Here is a 19,326-nt window from a genome sequence, read left to right as displayed (position 1 = left end):
GCCGGGGACTTCGGTGGGCGCCACCGGCTACCGGCGTTAGGGTGTTAGCCATGTCGGAGCGTCCCCCGACCGGCCCCATCGTGCTCAAACTGGCCGGGTGTTGTTTGCTGGCCGCCGTGCTGTTGGCGGCCTTGCTGTTCCCGGTCGCGGGCGGTATCGGCTTGATCTCCAATCGGGCCTCCGACGTGGTAGCCAACGGATCGACCCAACTGGTCAGCGGTGAGGTGCCGGCGGTGTCGACGATGGTCGACGCCAAGGGCAACACCATTGCGTGGTTGTACTCGCAGCGCCGCTTCGAGGTTCCCAGCGACAAGATCGCCGACACGATGAAGCTGGCGATCGTCTCGATCGAGGACAAGCGGTTCGCCGAGCACAGCGGCGTCGACTGGAAAGGCACGCTGACCGGGCTGGCCGGCTACGCCTCCGGAGACATCGACACCCGCGGCGGGTCCACCCTCGAGCAGCAGTACATCAAGAACTACCAGCTGCTGGTGCTGGCCCAGACCGATGCCGAGAAGCGCGCCGCGGTCGAGACCACCCCGGCGCGCAAACTGCGCGAGATCCGGATGGCGCTCACCCTGGACCGCACCTTCAGCAAGCCGCAGATTTTGACCCGCTACCTGAACCTGGTGTCGTTCGGCAACAACTCGTTCGGCATCCAGGATGCGGCCCAGACCTACTTCGGCGTCGACGCCTCGGACCTCAACTGGCAGCAGTCGGCGCTGCTGGCCGGGATGGTGCAGTCGACCAGCGCGTTGAACCCCTACACCAATCCCGAGGGGGCGCTGGCACGGCGGAACCTGGTGCTGGACACCATGGTCGAGAACCTGCCGGAGAGGGCCGATGAACTGCGGGCGGCCAAGGAGGAGCCGCTGGGCATCCTGCCGCAACCCAACGAGTTGCCGCGGGGCTGCATCGCAGCCGGCGACCGGGCCTTTTTCTGCGACTACGTGCAGGAGTACCTGGCCCGGGCCGGCATCAGTAAGGAGCAGGTGGCCCGCGGCGGCTACGTCATTCGCACCACGCTGGACCCCGACGTGCAGGGCCCGGTCAAGCAGGCGATCGACAGTTTCGCCAACCCGAACGTGCAGGGCATCGCCAGCGTGATGAGCGTGATCAAGCCCGGCAGCGACGCCCACCCGGTGTTGGCGATGGCCAGCAACCGCACCTACGGCCTCAATGGTGAGATCGGCGAAACCATGCGGCCGCAACCGTTCTCGCTCGTCGGGGACGGTGCCGGATCGATCTTCAAGACCTTCACGGTGGCCGCCGCGCTGGAGATGGGCATGGGCATCAACGCCGAACTCGAGGTGCCGGGCCGGTTCCAGACCAAGGGCATGGGCAGCGGGGGCGCCAAAGGCTGCCCCAAGGAGACCTGGTGCGTGGTCAACGTCGCCCCCTACCGCTCGCCGATGAACGTCTCCACCGCGCTGGCCACTTCGCCCAACACCGCGTTCGCCAAGCTCATCTCCCAGGTCGGGGTGGGCCGCACCGTCGACATGGCGATCAAGCTGGGGCTGCGTTCCTACGCCGATCCCGGCACCGCCCGCGACTACGACCCGGACAGCAACGAGAGCCTGGCCGACTTCGTCAAACGACAGAACCTGGGTTCGTTCACCCTGGGCCCGATCGAGGTCAACGCATTGGAGCTGTCCAACGTCGCGGCCACCCTGGCCTCCGGTGGCGTGTGGTGCCCGCCGAATCCGATCGACAAGGTCTTCGACCGCGACGGCAACGAGGTGGCCGTCGCCACCGAGACCTGTGACCGGGTGGTTCCCGAGGGGCTGGCGAACACCCTGGCCAACGCGTTGAGTAAGGACATCCAGGGCGGCGGCACGGCGGCGCCCGCGGCCGGCTCGGTGGGCTGGGATCTGCCGATGTCGGGCAAGACCGGCACCACCGAGGCGCACCGATCCTCGGGCTTTTTGGGCTTCACCAACCGCTACGCGGCGGCCAACTACATCTTCGACGACTCCAGCTCGCCGTCGGACCTGTGCTCGTTCCCGCTGCGGCACTGCGGTGACGGCGATCTGTACGGCGGCAACGAGCCGGCCCGGACCTGGTTCGCCGCGATGAAGCCGATCGCCACCGACTTCGGCGACGTCGTCATGCCGCCAACCGACCCGCGTTACGTCGACGGCGGCCCCAACTCCCGGGTGCCCAGCGTCGTCGGCCTGGACGTCGATGCCGCGCGGACTCGGCTCAAAGAGGGCGGATTCCAGGTCGCCGACCAGCCGAACTGGGTCAACAGCAGCGCCCGCTCCGGAGCGGTGGTCGGCACCTCGCCGAACGGACAGACCATCCCCGGATCGATCATCACCATCGAGGTGAGCAACGGCATCCCGCCGCCACCGCCGCCCCCGCCGGAGGGCATGCCGGCGCCGGTGGGCTCGACGGTGGTGGAGATTCCGGGGCTGCCGCCGATCACCATTCCGCTGCTGCCGCCTCCCGCGCCGCCGCCGTAGGCGCGGGAGGGCCGCCGCGGCGCAGTAGGCTGGCGTTCATGGCTGCATCACCCGCCCTGACCCGGTCCCTGGTCGCCGCATCGGCTGCGCTCGGGCCGGCGGCCCTGGCTATCGGCTACGGCGCGATCATCGAACGCAACGCCTTTGTGGTGCGCGAGGCGACGCTGCCGGTGCTGACGCCGGGCTCGTCACCGCTGCGGGTGCTGCACATCAGCGACATCCACATGCGACCCGGCCAGCGCCGCAAACAGGCGTGGCTGCGTGAGCTGGTGCGTCTGGAACCGGACCTGGTGGTCAACACCGGCGACAACCTGGCCCACCCGAAGGCGGTGCCGGCCGTGGTGCAGGCCCTGGGCGATCTGCTGTCGTTGCCCGGGGTGTTCGTCTTCGGCAGCAACGACTACTTCGGGCCGCGGCCGAAGAACCCGGCGAAATACCTGACCAAGCCGACGCATCGCGTCTACGGCACGCCGCTGCCGTGGCAGGACCTGCGGGCGGCGTTCACCGAACGCGGCTGGCTGGACCTGACCCACAACCGTCGCGAATTCGACGTGGCCGGTCAGCGGATCGCCGCGGCCGGGGTTGATGACCCGCACATCAAACGCGACCGCTACGACACCATCGCCGGCCCGGCCGACCCGACCGCCAACCTGCGGCTCGGGCTGACGCACTCGCCGGAGCCCCGGGTGCTGGACCGCTTCGCCGCCGACGGCTACCAGCTGGTGATGGCCGGCCACACCCACGGCGGGCAGCTGTGCGTGCCGCTCTACGGGGCGCTGGTGACCAACTGCGGCCTGGACCGCTCCCGCGTCAAGGGGCCCTCGCAATGGGGCGCCCAGATGCGGCTGCACGTCTCGGCGGGGATCGGCACCTCGCCGTTCGCGCCGGTGCGGTTCGCCTGCCGCCCGGAGGCCACCCTGCTGACTCTGGTCCCCGCGCCGACCGGCGGCGACGACGCACGCCTGACCCGCGGATCCACGCAGCCGTCCATATCGGCCAGTTGACCACCCGGATCGCCGACCGCGGCCATCCCCGCCGCTGGGCCGACAACGCGATCCGGCTGATCGAGGCCGACGCGCGGCGCAGCGCCGACACCCACCTGCTGCGCTACCCGCTGCCGTCGGCGTGGGCCGCCGACGCCGATGTCGCGCTGTACCTCAAAGACGAGACCACCCACATCACCGGCAGCCTCAAGCACCGGCTGGCCCGCTCGCTGTTCCTCTACGGACTGTGCAACGGCCGAATCGCCGAGGGGACCACGGTGGTGGAGGCGTCGTCGGGGTCCACGGCGGTATCCGAGGCCTATTTCGCCGCCCTGCTGGGCCTGCCGTTCGTCGCGGTGATGCCGAGCTCGACCAGCGCGTCCAAAGTGGCGTTGATCGAGGCACAGGGCGGGCGGTGCCATTTTGTGGAGCATTCCGCCGACGTCTACGCCGAAGCCGAGCGGATCGCTCGCGAGATCGGCGGGCACTACCTGGATCAGTTCACCAACGCCGAGCGGGCCACCGACTGGCGCGGCAACAACAACATCGCCGAGTCGATCTTCTCCCAGCTGCGCGAGGAAGCCCATCCGATCCCGGAGTGGATCGTGGTCGGGGCGGGCACCGGTGGCACCAGCGCGACGATCGGGCGCTACATCCGGTATCGCCGGCACGCCACCCGGCTGTGCGTGGTCGACCCGGAGCATTCGGCGTTCTACCCGGCCTACGAGCAGTGCCGGTATGACCTGGTGATCGAAGAGTCGTCGCGCGTCGAGGGCATCGGGCGACCGCGGGTGGAGCCGTCGTTCCTACCCGATGTGGTGGATCGGATGGTGGCGGTGCCCGATGCGGCGTCGGTAGCCGCGGCACGACACGTCAGCGCGGTACTGGGCCGGCGGGTGGGCGCCTCGACGGGGACCAACGTGTGGGGCGCGTTCGGGTTGCTGGCCGAGATGGTCGCCGACGGGCGCAGCGGGTCGGTGGTGACTCTGCTGGCTGACAGCGGTGACCGCTACGCCGACACCTACTTCTGCGACGACTGGGTGGCACAGCAGGGGCTGGACCCGACGGGTCCTGCTGCGGTGCTGGCCGAGTTCGAGCGGTCCTGCCGCTTCGCGTTCGCCTGAGCGTCGGGGTTGGTGGCCACCAGCCACAGCGCAGCCAGTGCGAAGAAACCGGTATACAGCGCTCCGCCCAACACCGTCATGATCTGGCTCCCTTGCTAGACGTTATTAGCCAGTCTGCCTAGTTTTGGCTGCATTTGCAGCTTCCCGCGCCGGTTTGTGGGCCGTTTCATGCTGGTGGGGGTGGGGTGACCGGGGGCACTCGTCGGGCTGGGCTCGGCGGCGTCCGCCCAGGTGATCGTTGCCCGCAGATCTCCTAATGGGCAGCGCGTTTGGGTCGCTGCGGGGGCGGTGCGATACGCTGTCGTGGCTTCACACGGGGTGTGGCGCAGCTTGGTAGCGTGCTTCGTTCGGGACGAAGAGGTCGTGGGTTCGAATCCCGCCACCCCGACTCAGGTTGTTGCAGCTAGACGGCTCTGACCGGTCGATCCGGTCGGGGCCGTTTCGCGTCGTGGTCCGGGCGTCGAGCGCGGCCCGCCAACACCTACGCGGAACCCGCTACTACACGGTCGCGTAGGTTCTTAGAGGATCAAATCCAAGAACTCAACGCAGCATTGAACGAAAGCCATCATGTCCGAGGATCAGAACACAGACGTTCCACCAAATCACCTCTCCATCGATCCGCGCAGCCCCTTCTATAGCGAAGAGGTGCTCCGCCGCGACGTGGGTATTCGCTTCAATGGCGTCGAGAAAATTAATGTGCACGAATACAACGTGGCCGAGGGTTGGGTGCGTGTGGAAGTCCCTACCGCCAAGGATCGCCGCGGCAATCCGATGGTCGTCAAGCTCAGCGGCACGGTTGAACCATATTTCCGCGGAGCGGAATAGCGGACGCCCTCGGACTAATGGCGCGGCCTAGCCCTCTTGGCCGGAGGGCGACCCGATCCCTATCTCACCAACATTCCGCAGTCCCCGGCGCTCACCGAGGCAAAGCGGCGTAGCGCTGTTGGCAATTCGGGCACACAGGCAGGTCGGTGTGGTCGCGGCATGGTACGAAGTAGGCACCGCAGAGGGCACGTACGGCCGAGCCCTCGATGGTGCTGCCGGCAATGTGCTTGCGGTGGGTGTAGTGGCAGTGTCGACCCGGTAGTGACGAGACCGGCCTACCCTGGCTTTGTGATGGAAGTACTGCCGTGGGCGATTCCGATCGTCGCGATCCTGGTCATCGTGACGATCCTGATCGCGCTCTCGGCGCATTTCAACCACGACTGAGCAGGCGTGGCTCCAGCGACATCGATGCGGGAACTCCCCGGACCGCTAGTGGTTTCGCGTCCGCGTCGCTTCCCCGCTGAGCCCTCGGGCGGTGTTGACCAGCCCCACCATCGAGAACGCCTGCGGAGTATTGCCGATCTGCCGGCGCGCGGCGGTGTCGTATTCCTCGCTGAGCAGCCCGACGTCGTTGCGCAGGCCCAGCAGCCGCTCGAACAGCGCCCGGGCCTCGTCGCGGCGGCCGATGCCGTGCAGCGCATCGGCCAGCCAGAACGTGCACACCAAGAACGCGCCTTCGGTGCCGGGCAGCCCGTCGACGTCGCCGTCGGAATCGGAGTCGTCGGTCTCATAGCGCCTCAAGAAGCCGTCGCTGGACAGCTCGCGCTGCACCGCGTCGACGGTTCCCACCACCCGCGGGTCGTCCCACGGCAGGAATCCCACCCGGGGAATCAGCAGCAGCGCCGAATCCAGGCCGGCCGAGCCGTAGTACTGGGTGAACGTGCCCCGCTCGGCATCGAAGCCGTGCTCGCAGACGTCGGCGTGGATGGTCTCGGCCAGCGCCCGCCACGCATCGACCGGGCCTTCGCGGCCGTGGGCCTGCACCGCGTGCACCGCTCGGTCCACGCCCGCCCACGCCATCACCTTCGAATGCACGAAATGCCGTTGCGGTCCCCGCACTTCCCACAGGCTGGCGTCGGGCCGGTCCCAGTTGCCCTCGAGGAAGTCCAGCAGGGCGCGTTGGATGTCCCAGGCGGTGTCCTCGCATTCCAGGCCGGAATCCAGCGCCAGGTTCAGCCCGTCGAGCACCTCCCCCCACACGTCGAGCTGGAACTGGCCCGCGGCGCCGTTGCCGACCCGCACCGGCGCCGAACCCTCGTAACCCGACAGCCAATCCAGCGTCTGCTCCGGCAGCCGGCGGGTGCCGTCCAGGCCGTACATGATCTGCAATTTGGCCGGGTCGCCGGCCACCGCGCGCACCAGCCATTCCCGCCAGGCCTTGGCTTCGGCGACGTAGCCGGTGCCCAGCAGCGCCTGCAGGGCGAAGGTGGCATCCCGCAGCCAACAGTAGCGGTAATCCCAATTCCGCACTCCGCCGAGGCATTCCGGCAGTGACGTAGTGGCGGCGGCGACGATTCCCCCGGTGGGGGCGTAGGTCAGCGCCTTGAGGGTGATCACCGCACGGCGCACCGCATCGGACCACTGGCCGCGATAGGAGCACTGGTCGATCCAGTTCTGCCAGAACGAGATGGTTTTCCCCAGCGCGCGCGTGGCCTCCGAACGCGCGGCGTCGGGCAGCAGGTGCGACGCCACGTGGGTCAGCACAAACGGTACCTTCTCCCCGGCGGAGACCTCGAATTCCGCTACCGTCGTGAGGTTTTCACCCCGCATGGTGACCGGACTGGTCAGGCAGACCGTGTCCGGTCCGGCGACCGCGATCAGCCCGCCGTCGCTGCGGCGCACCCAGGGCACCACACTGCCGTAGTCGAAACGGATCGCCAGATCCATCCGCATCTGCACCCGCCCGGACACGCCTTCGACGATCCGGACCACGTCGGCGACTTTGCCCCGCGGCGGCATGAAGTCGGTGATGCGCACCGTGCCGCCGTCGGTGTCCCATTCACTGTCGACGATCAGGGTGTCCCCGCGGTAGCCGCGCCGGGTGGCCGGGCCGCCGGCCGCCGGAGCGAGGCGCCAATAACCGGCGGACTCGTCGTGCAGCAACGCGGCAAAACAGGCCGGTGAATCGAACCGCGGCAGGCACAGCCAGTCGATACTGCCGTCACGGCCCAGCAGCGCCGCGGTGTGCAAGTCACCCAGCAGCGCGTAGTCCTCGATCGGCGCCGACCCCATCGGCGACTAGAGGCGGTCCTTGACCGCGGCCGACAGTCGGGAACCGTCGGCCTTGCCCGCCGCGATCTCGGTGGCGGCCTTCATCACCAGACCCATGTGCTTCATGTGCGGGCGCTCCCCGATCTGCTCGGCCACCTGTGCCAGCGCGGTGTCGACGACGTCGGCCAGTTCGGCCTCGGTGAGCGGTTCGGGCAGATACTCGGCGATGATCCGCGCCTCGGCGTGTTCTTCGGCCGCGAGCTCGCCGCGGCTGTTCTGGGTGTAGATCTCCGCCGACTCCGCCCGCTTGCGGGCCTCGCGATTTAGCACCTTGAGCACGTCGTCGTCGGTCAGCTCACGGGCCTGCTTGCCCGAGACTTCTTCGGACTGGATCGCGGCCAGCAGCATTCGTAGGGTCGCGGTGCGCAGCTTGTCCTGCGCCTTCATCGCTTCGGTCAGGTCCGCCCGCAACTGCGATTTGAGTTCCGCCATGCTGCATAACGCTACGCTCAGCCCCATGGTGAATCCGCCGCCCGGCTACCCCGGCCCAGGTTTTCCTCCACCCGGTTACGGGCCGCCGCCGCCGGGTTGGGGTCCGCCGCCGGGTTATGGACCACCACCGCCGGGCTACGGCCCGCCACCGGGTTACGGCCCGCCGCCTCCCGGGTATGGGCCGCCACCACCGGGCTACGGCCCGCCGCCGGGTTACGGTCTTCCGCCGGGTTACGGCCCGGGTTATCCGCAGCCTGAGCTCAAACCCGGTGTGATCCCGCTGCGCCCGCTCAGCCTGACCGATATCTACAACGGCGCCGTCGGCTATGTCCGGGCCAACCCCGCCGTCGTGCTCGGGCTGACCGCGATCGTCGTGGTGGCCACCCAGATCATCAGCGGAGTCGCGCTGGTCGGTCTGCTACGGGCGGTCGGGCCGGCGCATGCCGGACCGTCGGCCAGCGAGATCTCCGGGGGCGACGTCGCGGCCTGGATGATCGCGTTCGCCGGCGCCGGCATCGCGACCGCCCTGGGCACCATCGTGCTGACCGGCATGCTGACCGCCGTCGTCGGGCGCTCGGTGTTCGGTTCACCGATCACCGTCGGGGAAGCCTGGGCGATCGTCCGCACCCGTTTTGCGGCGTTGATCGGCCTGACCGCCCTGATCGGGTTGGCGGCGGCGGTGTTGTTCGGTTTCGTCGCGTTCGTCGTCGCGATCGCCGGTGGAGCCGGCGGCAGCGGGGCCGCCGTGTTGGTCGGCCTGCCGCTGGTGCTCGCGTTGATCGCGGCGTGCGGCTACGGCTATGCGGTATTGGTGTTCGCACCGACGGTGATCGTGCTGGAGCGCCAACCGGTGTTCGAGGCGATGCGCCGCTCGTTCGCCCTGGTGCGCAACAGTTTCTGGCGGGTGCTGGGCATCATGATCCTGACCGCGCTGATCGCCTCGCTGATCAGCAGCGCGGTGGCGTTCCCGTTCAACATCGCCGGGATGGCGGTCAGCCACGGCGCCGACGCGCTGACCGGCTCAGCGCAGCTGGGCCTGTTGTCCCGGATCGGTTCGACCATCGGCCAGATCATCGTGCTGCCCTTCACCGCCGGCGTGGCGGTGCTGCTCTACACCGATCGCCGGATCCGCTCCGAGGCGTTCGACCTGGTGCTGCGGACCGGCGCGACAAGCGGGCCGTACGCCGGCGGGTCGACCGACCACCTGTGGCTGACCCGGCCGCCGGGGTGAGGACTGCCGGGTGCCCACCGTCGACATCGACCGCGAAGCCGCTCGCGAGGCCGCCGAACGTGAACTGAGCAAACCGATCTACCCGCGGCCCTCGCCCAAGCAGCAGTTGATCGACTTCATCGAGGCGCTGATTCGGCGGTTGGTTCTCAAAGGCGCGGAGCTACCCGGCGGATGGTTCACCATCAGCGTGCTGCTGATCGTGCTGGCCGCGGCGGTGGTGTCCGCCATCGTGGTCGGCCGGCGCATGCTGCGCGACGGTGACACCAACCGGCCGTTATTCGGCGCCGCGGTGCTCAGCGCCGCAGAACACCGCGCGGCCGCGCAGCGCTGCGCCGCATCCGGCGAATGGGCCGACGCGATCCGGCACCGACTGCGGGCAGTGGCCCGCGGACTCGAGGAAACCGGGGTGATCGACCCGGCGCAGGGCCGCACCGCCACCGAACTGGCCCGCGACGCCGGCACGGCGCTGCCGGAGCTGGCGGAGGCGCTGCTGCGCGCCGCCGAGACGTTCAACGACGTCAGCTATGGCGAGCTGCCGGCCACCCCGGAGGGCTATCGGATCGTCGCCGAACTGGACGAGCGGGTGGAATCCATGACGCAGCGGCGGGGGCACCGATGAAGCTCACTCGCCGGACGTGGCTGTGGAGCACGGTGGCTTTGGTCGTGATCGTGGCGGTTTCAGCGATCGGCGGCTATCTGACCGGTGCGCGCCCGGGTGGCCGGATGGATCCGAATGCCACCGGCCCGCAGGGCGCGCACGCCGTGGTGGCACTGTTGCGTGATCGCGGCGTCGAGGTGGTGATCGCCGGCACCCTCGACGACGTCACCCGCGCGGCGCGACCGGATGCGCTGGTGCTGGTGGCCGAAACCCAGCGCATCGTCGGCGACGAGCTGCTGAGCCGGCTGGCCGGATTGCCCGGCGACCGGCTGCTAGTGGCACCCGACGCACGGGCACGTAAAGCCCTGGCCCCCGAGATCCGATCCGGCCCGGCTCGTACCTTCACCCGCCAGCCCGGCTGCAGCCTGCGCGAGGCCCAGCGAGCCGGGAGGGTAGACCTGGGCACCACCGCGACTTACCTTGCCTCACACGGCAAGCCGGTGCGCAGCTGCTATGACGGTGCACTGGTGCGCTTCTCCGTCGACGATCGGACCGTCACGGTGGTCGGCAGCTCGTCCTTCATGACCAACACCGATCTGGCCCGCGAAGGAAACGCCGCCCTGGCGATGAACCTGGCCGGCGCCGGGAACCGGCTGGTCTGGTATGCACCCCAGCACATCGAAGGCGGACGTTCCGGCAGTGCAACACTTCTGGAGCTCATTCCCAACCAGGTGACCTGGCTGTTCTGGCAGCTGTGTGTGGCGTTGGCGCTGGCTGCGTTGTGGAAGGGGCGCCGGCTGGGCCCGCTGGTCACCGAGCGAATGCCGGTCGTCGTGCGCGCCTCGGAGACCGTGGAGGGCCTCGGCCGGCTCTACCGCTCACGACGGGCCCGCGACCGGGCCGCCGCCGCGCTGCGCACCGCGACCGTGCGGCGACTCGCCCCGCGGCTGGGGTTGGGGCCTGCCCCGGATCCACCGGCCCTGGTCGCGGCGGCGGCCCAGCGCATCGGAGCGCATCCGGACTGGTTGGGGCACTTGCTGTTCGGTCCGCCGCCGGACTCAGATGACGCACTGGTCGGTCTTGCTCAGGCACTCGACGATATCGAAAGGCAGGTCACCGGATCGTGACACCTACTTCCCCGCCCAATCCGGCCGCAGCGGCGGCACGCGAGGCGCTGCTGGCGTTGCGCACCGAGGTCGCCAAGGTGGTGGTCGGCCAGGACGCTGTGGTCAGCGGCCTGGTGATCGCGCTGCTGTGTCGTGGCCACGTGTTGCTCGAAGGCGTTCCGGGCGTGGCGAAGACGCTGCTGGTCCGCACGCTGAGCGCAGCGCTGCGACTGGACTTCAAACGGGTCCAGTTCACCCCGGACCTGATGCCCGGCGATATCACCGGCTCGCTGGTCTATGACACTCACACCGCACAGTTCGCCTTTCGCCCTGGCCCCATCTTCACCAACCTGCTGCTGGCCGACGAGATCAACCGCACCCCGCCGAAAACCCAAGCGGCACTGCTGGAGGCGATGGAGGAGGGGCAGGTCAGTGTGGACGGGGCGGCCAAACCGCTGCCGGAAATGTTCATTGTGGCGGCGACCGCCAACCCGATCGAGTATGAGGGCACCTACCGATTGCCCGAGGCGCAACTCGACCGTTTCCTGCTCAAGTTGACCGTCCCGCTGCCCGGGCGGGAGGCCGAGATCGACATCTTGTCCCGGCACGCTCGGGGTTTCGACCCGCACGACCTGTCCGCGGTCGCTCCGGTGGCCGGCGCCGCGGATCTGGCGGCCGGCCGCGCCGCGGTGCGCCAGGTGCTGGTCGCCGACCAGGTGCTGGGATACATCGTCGACGTGGTCGCCGCGACCCGGCACTCGCCGGCGTTGCAGCTGGGCGTCTCGCCGCGCGGGGCGACCGCACTGCTGGCCACATCGCGGTCGTGGGCATGGCTGTCCGGGCGCAACTACGTCACGCCCGACGACGTCAAGGCGATGGCCCGTGCCACGCTGCGGCACCGGGTGATGTTGCGCCCGGAGGCCGAACTCGAAGGCGCCAGCGCCGACGGCGTGCTCGACGGCATCCTGGCCTCGGTTCCGGTGCCGCGCTGGTGATCCTGACCGGTCGCACCGCGCTGGTCGCACTGGCGTGCGCCCTGCCCGTCGCGCTGGCTCCCTGGCCGGCGACGGCGTTCGCCGTGCTGCTGGCTGTGCTCGCCGTGGCGGTGGTGTTCGACATCGCGGTGGCCGCCGATCCGGCCGCGTTGCGCATCACCCGGACGATGGAGAGCGCCGTGCGACTCGGCCAGTCGGTGCCGACCACCCTGATCCTGCACGGCGACCGCCGGTTGCGCGGGCAGTTGCGCGACGCCTGGCCGCCCAGTGCCTGCGCCTCGCCACGCGCCCACCCGCTCGACCTGCCCGCCGGCCAGGAGCATCGGGTGCGCACCGAGCTGCGGCCGATTCGTCGCGGCGACCAGCACGCCGACCGGGTCACGGTGCGTTCGGTCGGGCCGCTGGGATTGGCCGGGCGGCAACGCTCCCGGGTGGTGGCCGGGCAAGTGCGGGTGCTGCCGCCGTTTTTGTCTCGCCGGCATCTGCCGGCGCGGCTGGCCCGGCTGCGCGAGATCGACGGGAACCTGCCGGCACTGGTGCGAGGCCAGGGCAGCGAGTTCGACTCGCTTCGCGAGTACGTCGCCGGCGACGACGTGCGCTCGATCGACTGGCGGGCCACCGCCCGGCGCTCCGATGTGGTGGTGCGAACCTGGCGGCCCGAACGGGACCGGCGCGTCGTCATCGTGCTCGACACCGGGCGGACCGCGGCGGGCCGGATCGGTGTCGACCCGACCGCGCGCGACCCGGCCGGCTGGCCCCGGCTGGATTGGTCGATGGATGCCGCATTGTTGTTGGCGGCGTTGGCATTACGCGCCGGTGACCATGTCGATCTGCTCGCCCACGACGCGGTGATCCGGGCCGGGGTGTTCGGCGCCTCGCGCACCCGGTTGTTCGCCCAGCTGGTCGACGCGATGGCACCGCTGCAACCGGCGTTGGTCGAATCCGACGCCACGGCAATGCTGGCCACCTTGTCCCGGCGGGCGCGCCGGGGCAACCTGGTGGTGCTGCTCACCGATCTGAACGCCTCAGCGCTGGAGGAAGGGCTGCTGCCGGTGCTGCCGAAACTGACCGCCGAACACCTGGTGATCCTGGCCGCGGTCGCCGATCCCCGGGTGGAACGGCTGGCTCGCGTGCGCACCGACGCCGCCGCGGTCTACGACGCCGGCGCCGCGGAACGCTCGCGCAACCAGCGGCAGGCGGTGGCGGCCAAGTTGCGCCGCAGCGGTGTGCAGGTCATCGACGCCCCGCCCGACGAACTGGCGCCGGCGCTGGCCGATGCCTACCTGGCGATGAAGGCCGCCGGACGGCTGTGACCCTTGTCGGGAGCAGACGTGAAAGCCCCTAAATTGCGTTCGTAAAGGGGGCTTTCACGACTGCTCGGCGAGGAAAATCAGCCCGTGGGCACCACGTCGGGCGCGTCGGCGATGTCGCCGGTCTCATCGGCGGCAACCGCCCTCCGGCCGAAGTACACCACGTAGGCCAGAAACGCCGCCTCGGCGACCACCCCGATGCCGATCCGCAGCCACGTCGGCAAGCCCGACGGCGTCACGATCGCCTCCAGCAGTCCGGAGACGGCCAGCACCACCACCAGGCCGACGGCGACCGCGACGACGGCGCGGCCCTGCTCGGCGAGCACCTGCCCGCGCGGCCGGTCCCCCGGGGCGATCACCATCCAGCCCAGCCGCATACCGACCGCGCCGGCCAGAAACACCGCGGTCAGCTCCAGCAGGCCGTGCGGGGCGAGCAGGCCGAGCATGAACCCGCCCCGGCCAGCGTGAAACATCAGCCCGAGTCCCACCCCGAGGTTGGCGGCGTTGGCGAACAACAGTGCCGGGATCGGCAGGCCCAGCAGCACCGCGAAGGCGATGGCGCGCGCGGCCACCCAGGCGTTGTTCACCCAGACCTGCAGGGCGAAGGATCCGGCCGGGTGATCGCTGTAGTACGCGGCGAATTCATGGTTGACCAGCCGGTCGAGTTCCGCGGGAGTGCCGATCACCGCCTGCACGTCGGGATTGCCGGCCACCCAGCAGGCGATGACCACCGCGACGGCCAGGAAGGCGGCGGCGGTGCCCAGCCACCACCGCCAGGCCCGGTAGGCCACCACCGGAAACGACACCGTCCAGAACCGCACGAACTCCGAGGCCAGCGGGGCATGCGCGCCGGTGACGGCGGCACGTGCGCGGGCCACCAGACCCGAGAGCCGCCCGATGAGCGCGGAATCCGTCGACGACGAGCGCACCACCGACAGGTGGGTGGACACCCGCTGGTAGAGCTCGACGAGTTCGTCGACTTCGGCACCGCTGAGCCGGCGACGGTTCTTGACCAGCGACTCCAGCCGCTCCCAGCTGGGGCGATGGGTCAGCACGAAGGCGTCGACATCCACGGCGTCGAGCCTAACCGCGTAGCGTCTGCTCTATGCCGTACCGCAGCCCCGAGCTGGTGACCGGCGATGCCGTCGTCCTCGACATCGCGATCGCGCAGCTGCCGGTGCGAGCGGTCAGCGCGCTGATCGACATCGCCGTCGTCATGGTGGCTTACCTGTGTTCGATCGTGCTCTGGGCGATGACGCTGGGCCAGTTCGACGACGCCTTGACCGCCGCGATCATGATCATCTTCGCGGTGCTGCTGCTGGTCGGCTATCCGGTCACCTTCGAGACCGTCACCCGCGGCCGGTCGCTGGGCAAGATGGCGATGGGGCTGCGGGTGGTCTCCGATGACGGCGGCCCGGAACGCTTCCGCCAGGCGCTGTTTCGGGCGCTGGCCGGCGTGGTGGAGATCTGGGCGCTGACCGGCAGCCCGGCGGTGATCTGCAGCCTGCTGTCGGCTCGCGGGAAACGCCTGGGCGACATCTTCGCCGGCACGGTGGTGATCAGCGAACGCGGACCGGCCTCGGAGCCGCCGCCGCTGATGCCGCCCGGGCTGGCCTGGTGGGCGTCCGCCCTGCAGCTTTCCGGGCTGCGACCCGAATCCGCCGAACTGGCAAGGCAATTCCTCGGCCGCGCGGCTCAGCTCGACCCGCACACCCGGCAGATGATGGCCTACCGGATCTCCGGTGAAGTGCTCGCGCACATCTCACCGCCGCCGCCCCCGGACGCCCCGCCGGAACTGGTGCTGGCGGCGGTGCTCGCCGAGCGCCATCAACGCGAACTGGCGCGATTGCAGGCCGGCCCGCCACTCCCCTATTTCTCGCCAGGCCCCGGTCCGTGGCCGCCGCCGGGCACCGGTGAGTTCGCACCGCCGAGGTAACCGCTGCGGCTATCACGCGGTCGCAACTAGGACCGCACGTGTTCGACCACAACGCCCATCGCCTCATAGGTGGAACGCGCCCGCGCATCCCTGGTAGTCACGGATACCCCGCGCTCTCGAGCCGCCAAGGCCACCCGCGCGTCATAAGTCGCTCCGCCACTGACGCCGTCGGCGGCACATTCCCGGTGGAGCACTCGGGCGGCGCGGGCCGAAAGCGCAAGCGGTTGGGGAAAGTTCTCGTCGATGAGGCGCACCGCATCCGGCGCGGCTACCCGCGCGTCACCGGGCAGTCGGGTCAGCACCGCGTACGTCTCCGCCAGGCTTTGCCCGGTCAGACACAGGGTCCGCCCGGATGCCCACGCCGCCACCTGCTCGTGGTGCTCGTGGCTGGCGCTCAACAGTGGCACCGCGACGCTGGCGTCGACCGCCACCGCACTCGCAGTCGTCAACGCCGTCCCGAGTCAGTCAAATCCCACTTACGTTTTCGTTGCACTCCGATAGGTCTCGATATATCGTCAACGTATCGGGAGCGGGGAGCGCTCCTGTCCGAGAGGAATGAGGTGGCGAATGAACATCCCCTTCGGTCCGTCCGACGGGCCCTGCACGGAAAACGCTGAGGCACCCGGTGGTTTCGGGTTCGGGCCAGCGACACCGCACCTGCGCCGGGCCGCGCACGCCGCGCGCCGGCAGGCTCGGCGGGAGTTCCGCAGGCAACTGCGCGACCATGCCGTCGACCACTGCGGGCCCTTCGGCTTCAGTCCCGGTCACGAGCCCGGTGGCCCCGGATGCGGGCCCGGATTCGGCCCTGATTTCCGGCACGGCTTCGGTCCGGGCTTCGGCCCGGGTTTTGGCCCCGGCGGCCCCGGGTTCGGGTTCGGCTTCGGTCCGGGCGGGCATCGTGGGCACCGGCGCGGCAACCGCAGCCGGCGCGGTGACGTGCGCATCGCCATCCTGGCCCTGCTGGCCGAGCGTCCGATGCACGGCTACGAGATCATCCAGCAGATCGCCGAACGCAGCCAGCAACTCTGGCGCCCCAGCCCCGGATCGGTCTACCCGACCCTGCAGATGCTGGTCGACGAGGGCTTGATCGCCGGCAGCGAAACCGACGGCAAGAAACGCCTTTTCGAGCTGACCGAGGACGGCCGCACGGTCGCCGCGGAGATCGAGACCGCGCCGTGGGAGGAGATCGCTGACGGTGCCGACCCGGGCCAGATCAATCTGCGCACCGCGATCGGCCAGTTGTTCGGCGCGGTCGCACAGGCCGGTCAGGCCGCCACGCCCGAACAGCAGCAGCGCATCGTCGACATAGTCAACGGCGCCCGCAAGGAGATCTACGGCATCCTCGGCGAAACGGACTGAGCTTGACTGTCCGGCAACGGCTCGGCACCAACGCGCCGGGCACCACCCGCCTGCGCGCGGTCATTCTCAGGGCAGCTCGACCCAGTCCAGGGTGCGCTGCACCGCCTTTCGCCATCCGGCGTAGCCTTCGGCGCGCTGGTCGTCGGACCAGTTCGGCGTCCAGCGTTTGTGCTCCTGCCAGTTGGCCCGCAGGTCCTCGGGGTTCCTCCAGAACCCGACGCCCAGCCCGGCGGCGTACGCCGCGCCCAGCGCGGTGGTTTCTGCGACTACCGGCTTGACCACGTCGACGCCGAGCACATCGGCCTGGATCTGCATGCATAGATCGTTGGCGGTGATACCGCCGTCGACCTTCAAAACCCCAAGGTGCACACCGGAATCGGCTTCCATCGCCTCGGCCACGTCGCGGCTTTGGTAGCAGATCGCCTCCAGCGTCGCCCGAGCCAGGTGTGCATTGGTGTTGAATCGCGACAATCCGACGATCGCGCCGCGCGCATCCGAACGCCAGTACGGCGCGAACAGCCCGGAGAACGCCGGCACGAAGTACATCCCGCCGTTGTCGGCGACCTGACGGGCCAGCGACTCCACCTGCGTGGCGCCGCTGATGATGCCCAGCTGGTCACGCAACCACTGCACCGCCGAGCCGGTGACCGCGATCGAGCCCTCCAGGGCATAGACCGGCTTGGCGTCGCCGAACTGATAGCAGACCGTGGTGAGAAGGCCGTTGTCGGAGCGCACGATCTGCTCACCGGTGTTGAGCAGCAGGAAGTTTCCGGTGCCGTAGGTGTTCTTGGCCTCCCCCGCCGACAGGCACACCTGGCCGACCATGGCGCTCTGCTGATCGCCCAGGATGCCGGCGATCGGCACCTCGCCGCGCAGCGGCCCGGTGCTCGCGGTGACCGGATGCCGGCGTCGGGTCGACGACGGGGTGATGCGCGGCAGCATCACCCGCGGGATCGAGAACAGCGCCAGCAGTTCGTCGTCCCAGTCCAGCGTCTCCAGGTTCATCAGCATGGTGCGACTGGCGTTGGTGACGTCGGTCAGATGCACGCCGCCACGCGGGCCACCGGTCAGGTTCCACAGCACCCAGGAGTCGCAGGTGCCGAACAGGGCGTCGCCGCGTTCGGCATCGGCGCGCACACCGTCGACGTTGTCCAGAATCCACTGCAGTTTGCCGCCGGAGAAGTAGGTGGCCGGCGGCAGACCCGTCTTGCGCCGGATCACCTCGCCGTGCCCGTCGCGTTCCAGGGCCGCGGCGATGTAGTCGGTCCGGGTGTCCTGCCAGACGATCGCGTTGTAATACGGCTGGCCGGTTTCCTTGTTCCACACCACCGTCGTCTCGCGCTGGTTGGCGATGCCCATCGCGGCCAGGTCGGCGGCTTCGAGCTTGGTGGTGTTCAGCGCCGACACCAGCACCGCCGCGGTGTGGTTCCACAGTTCGAACGGGTCGTGTTCGACCCACCCCGCCCGCGGCAGGATCTGTTCGTGTTCAAGTTGGTGACGGCCCACTGCAGCGCCGTCATGATCGAAAATGATGCAGCGGGTGCTGGTGGTGCCCTGGTCGATCGACGCGACGAAATCGCCCAAGTCTGACTCCTTTCCCCAGTACGCGCCCTGCCGGTCGCTTCAGCGTCCATCATGGCTCAAACCGGCCGGATCGGGCGGCGCTACGCGGGCGCGGGGACGGCTCGGCGAGCGACGCCGGTCCACAAAATTAGACAGTCTTCACGAAGCCATCAGACAGTATTTATTCGCGCAATCGCATATTTCCATGTGTCACCGGTAGATGTCGTAATGGTGAACAAACGGTGTCGATCGAGTGGGCGAAGCCGTTGGTAAACCCTCGTCGCCTGGCCCGGGCACGTGGAGCTCGATCAATCGGAGAAGCAATGGACGTCGTTCTCGGTGTGACCCTTGCATCAACCCCGCCGGCCACCATCCACACCGTGCTGGTGGGCGGTGAGAACGGGGACGGCGTCATCCTGGAGACGCACAACTTCGACGTGCCGACCGATACCGTCACCGATTTCGCCGCGGTGGACGCGGCGATCGCCGCGATCCTGCGGGCGCGCGAAGCCGCCGGCTACGCCGGGTACCACCTGGTGTCGACCGGGTTGACGGTGACCGACCCGCTGGATGCCGCCGCGGTGAGTTCCCGGTTGGCCGCTAACGGCCTCGACGACGTCGCCGTGATCTCCCCCGCGCTGGCGGCCGCGAGCCTGGCGCAGAACCTGGGCCAGACGGTCGGCTGCGATCGGATGGGCCTGTTGTCGATCGAGTCGACGGAGGCGACCCTCGCCGTCATCGACTGCGCCGACGGTTCCATCACCCGCTTGTTCCGCCAGCCCCTGAACGCAGGCGATCCCACCGCCGCGGTGGACACGGTCGCCGGCCGGCTGAACGCTCCGGAGACCTGCCCGGACGGCCTGCTTCTGGTCTGCCCCGAGGTCGACTCCAGCGCGATCCGTCCTCGGCTGGAGGCGACGTGCGGCTATGAGGTGTGTGAGCCCGCGGAGCCACACGCGGCGCTGGCCCGCGGTGCTGCGCTGGCCTCCACCCGGGTGGTAGGCGCTGTTCAAGCGTCGACCGCGGCGCTGGCCTACACGCAGGAAGCCGACTCCGGTGTGATCGCTGCCGGGTACTACGACATCCCGAGTTTCGGGGTCGACGATCTGGCCTACAGTGCGGTGCCCG

16 protein-coding genes, 1 tRNA gene and 2 pseudogenes are annotated in these 19,326 nt (G+C 69.3%); 13 read left to right on the top strand and 6 right to left on the bottom strand.

Features of this window, described 5'->3' with window-relative positions:
- The first annotated feature begins 50 nt into the window (after positions 1–50).
- The 5 genes from ponA2 (at position 51) to A5771_RS15015 (ending at position 5,397) form a co-directional block, all read left to right on the top strand.
- Entirely contained in the window at positions 51–2,465 is a 2,415-nt protein-coding gene (gene ponA2 / locus A5771_RS15035) for a transglycosylase/D,D-transpeptidase PonA2 (protein WP_064856012.1), read from the top strand.
- 38 nt (positions 2,466–2,503) lie between these two features.
- Positions 2,504–3,469, top strand: a complete 966-nt coding sequence (locus A5771_RS15030) for a metallophosphoesterase (RefSeq protein ID WP_064856011.1) — start codon at positions 2,504–2,506, stop codon at positions 3,467–3,469.
- Entirely contained in the window at positions 3,466–4,572 is a 1,107-nt protein-coding gene (locus A5771_RS15025) for a PLP-dependent cysteine synthase family protein (protein ID WP_064856010.1), read from the top strand. Before A5771_RS15030 ends, A5771_RS15025 begins: the two co-directional genes overlap by 4 nt.
- Positions 4,573–4,886: 314 nt before the next feature.
- Positions 4,887–4,960, top strand: a tRNA-Pro gene (locus tag A5771_RS15020).
- 179 nt (positions 4,961–5,139) lie between these two features.
- Entirely contained in the window at positions 5,140–5,397 is a 258-nt protein-coding gene (locus A5771_RS15015; protein WP_064856009.1) for a DUF3297 family protein, read from the top strand.
- Between the two features lie 91 nt (positions 5,398–5,488).
- Here A5771_RS15015 and A5771_RS24660 read toward each other — a convergent pair.
- The 3 genes and pseudogenes from A5771_RS24660 to A5771_RS15005 form a co-directional block, all read right to left on the bottom strand.
- Positions 5,489–5,638 (bottom strand): annotated as a pseudogene (locus A5771_RS24660) (DUF3039 domain-containing protein); the annotation flags it as partial.
- A 188-nt stretch (positions 5,639–5,826) separates the two neighbouring features.
- Entirely contained in the window at positions 5,827–7,629 is a 1,803-nt protein-coding gene (locus A5771_RS15010; protein ID WP_064856008.1) for a glycoside hydrolase family 15 protein, read from the bottom strand.
- Positions 7,630–7,635: 6 nt separating this feature from the next.
- A complete protein-coding gene (locus A5771_RS15005; protein ID WP_064856007.1) occupies positions 7,636–8,100 on the bottom strand; it encodes a GatB/YqeY domain-containing protein in 465 nt (154 codons plus the stop codon).
- A 25-nt stretch (positions 8,101–8,125) separates the two neighbouring features.
- Between A5771_RS15005 and A5771_RS15000 the strand changes: the two genes are divergently transcribed.
- The 5 genes from A5771_RS15000 to A5771_RS14980 are packed head-to-tail and all read left to right on the top strand — an operon-like array spanning position 8,126 to position 13,343.
- On the top strand, positions 8,126–9,331 hold the full coding sequence (locus tag A5771_RS15000) for a hypothetical protein (protein ID WP_064856006.1): 1,206 nt from the start codon (positions 8,126–8,128) through the stop codon (positions 9,329–9,331).
- A gap of 10 nt (positions 9,332–9,341) precedes the next feature.
- Complete coding sequence (locus A5771_RS14995; protein ID WP_064856005.1) at positions 9,342–9,950, top strand: DUF4129 domain-containing protein; 609 nt, start codon at positions 9,342–9,344, stop codon at positions 9,948–9,950.
- Entirely contained in the window at positions 9,947–11,056 is a 1,110-nt protein-coding gene (locus A5771_RS14990; RefSeq protein ID WP_064856004.1) for a DUF4350 domain-containing protein, read from the top strand. Before A5771_RS14995 ends, A5771_RS14990 begins: the two co-directional genes overlap by 4 nt.
- Entirely contained in the window at positions 11,050–12,030 is a 981-nt protein-coding gene (locus A5771_RS14985; protein WP_109401150.1) for an AAA family ATPase, read from the top strand. The genes A5771_RS14990 and A5771_RS14985 overlap by 7 nt, the downstream gene beginning before the upstream one ends.
- A complete protein-coding gene (locus A5771_RS14980; protein ID WP_064856002.1) occupies positions 12,027–13,343 on the top strand; it encodes a DUF58 domain-containing protein in 1,317 nt (438 codons plus the stop codon). Before A5771_RS14985 ends, A5771_RS14980 begins: the two co-directional genes overlap by 4 nt.
- A 77-nt stretch (positions 13,344–13,420) precedes the next feature.
- Here the strand turns inward: A5771_RS14980 and A5771_RS14975 are convergent, their stop codons facing one another.
- Positions 13,421–14,413, bottom strand: a complete 993-nt coding sequence (locus A5771_RS14975) for a stage II sporulation protein M (RefSeq protein WP_064856001.1) — start codon at positions 14,411–14,413, stop codon at positions 13,421–13,423.
- 32 nt (positions 14,414–14,445) lie between these two features.
- On the opposite strand from A5771_RS14975, the gene A5771_RS14970 reads away from it, so the two are divergent.
- Positions 14,446–15,276 (top strand): RDD family protein, encoded by an 831-nt coding sequence (locus A5771_RS14970; RefSeq protein ID WP_064856000.1) that lies wholly within the window; start codon positions 14,446–14,448, stop codon positions 15,274–15,276.
- 26 nt (positions 15,277–15,302) lie between these two features.
- Here A5771_RS14970 and A5771_RS14965 read toward each other — a convergent pair whose 3' ends face one another.
- Complete coding sequence (locus A5771_RS14965) at positions 15,303–15,725, bottom strand: PIN domain-containing protein (RefSeq protein WP_064855999.1); 423 nt, start codon at positions 15,723–15,725, stop codon at positions 15,303–15,305.
- A 118-nt stretch (positions 15,726–15,843) separates the two neighbouring features.
- Here A5771_RS14965 and A5771_RS14960 point away from each other — a divergent pair, with 118 nt between their 5' ends.
- Positions 15,844–16,635, top strand: a complete 792-nt coding sequence (locus A5771_RS14960; RefSeq protein WP_064855998.1) for a PadR family transcriptional regulator — start codon at positions 15,844–15,846, stop codon at positions 16,633–16,635.
- A gap of 66 nt (positions 16,636–16,701) precedes the next feature.
- Here A5771_RS14960 and glpK read toward each other — a convergent pair whose 3' ends face one another.
- Complete coding sequence (gene glpK, locus A5771_RS14955; RefSeq protein WP_064855997.1) at positions 16,702–18,219, bottom strand: glycerol kinase GlpK; 1,518 nt, start codon at positions 18,217–18,219, stop codon at positions 16,702–16,704.
- A gap of 302 nt (positions 18,220–18,521) precedes the next feature.
- On the opposite strand from glpK, the pseudogene A5771_RS14950 reads away from it, so the two are divergent.
- Positions 18,522–19,326 (top strand): annotated as a pseudogene (locus A5771_RS14950) (DUF7159 family protein); the annotation flags it as partial.

This window comes from Mycolicibacter sinensis (assembly GCF_001667375.1).
Lineage (GTDB): Bacteria > Actinomycetota > Actinomycetes > Mycobacteriales > Mycobacteriaceae > Mycobacterium > Mycobacterium sinense_A.
This window is presented reverse-complemented; position numbering and strand designations above follow the sequence as displayed.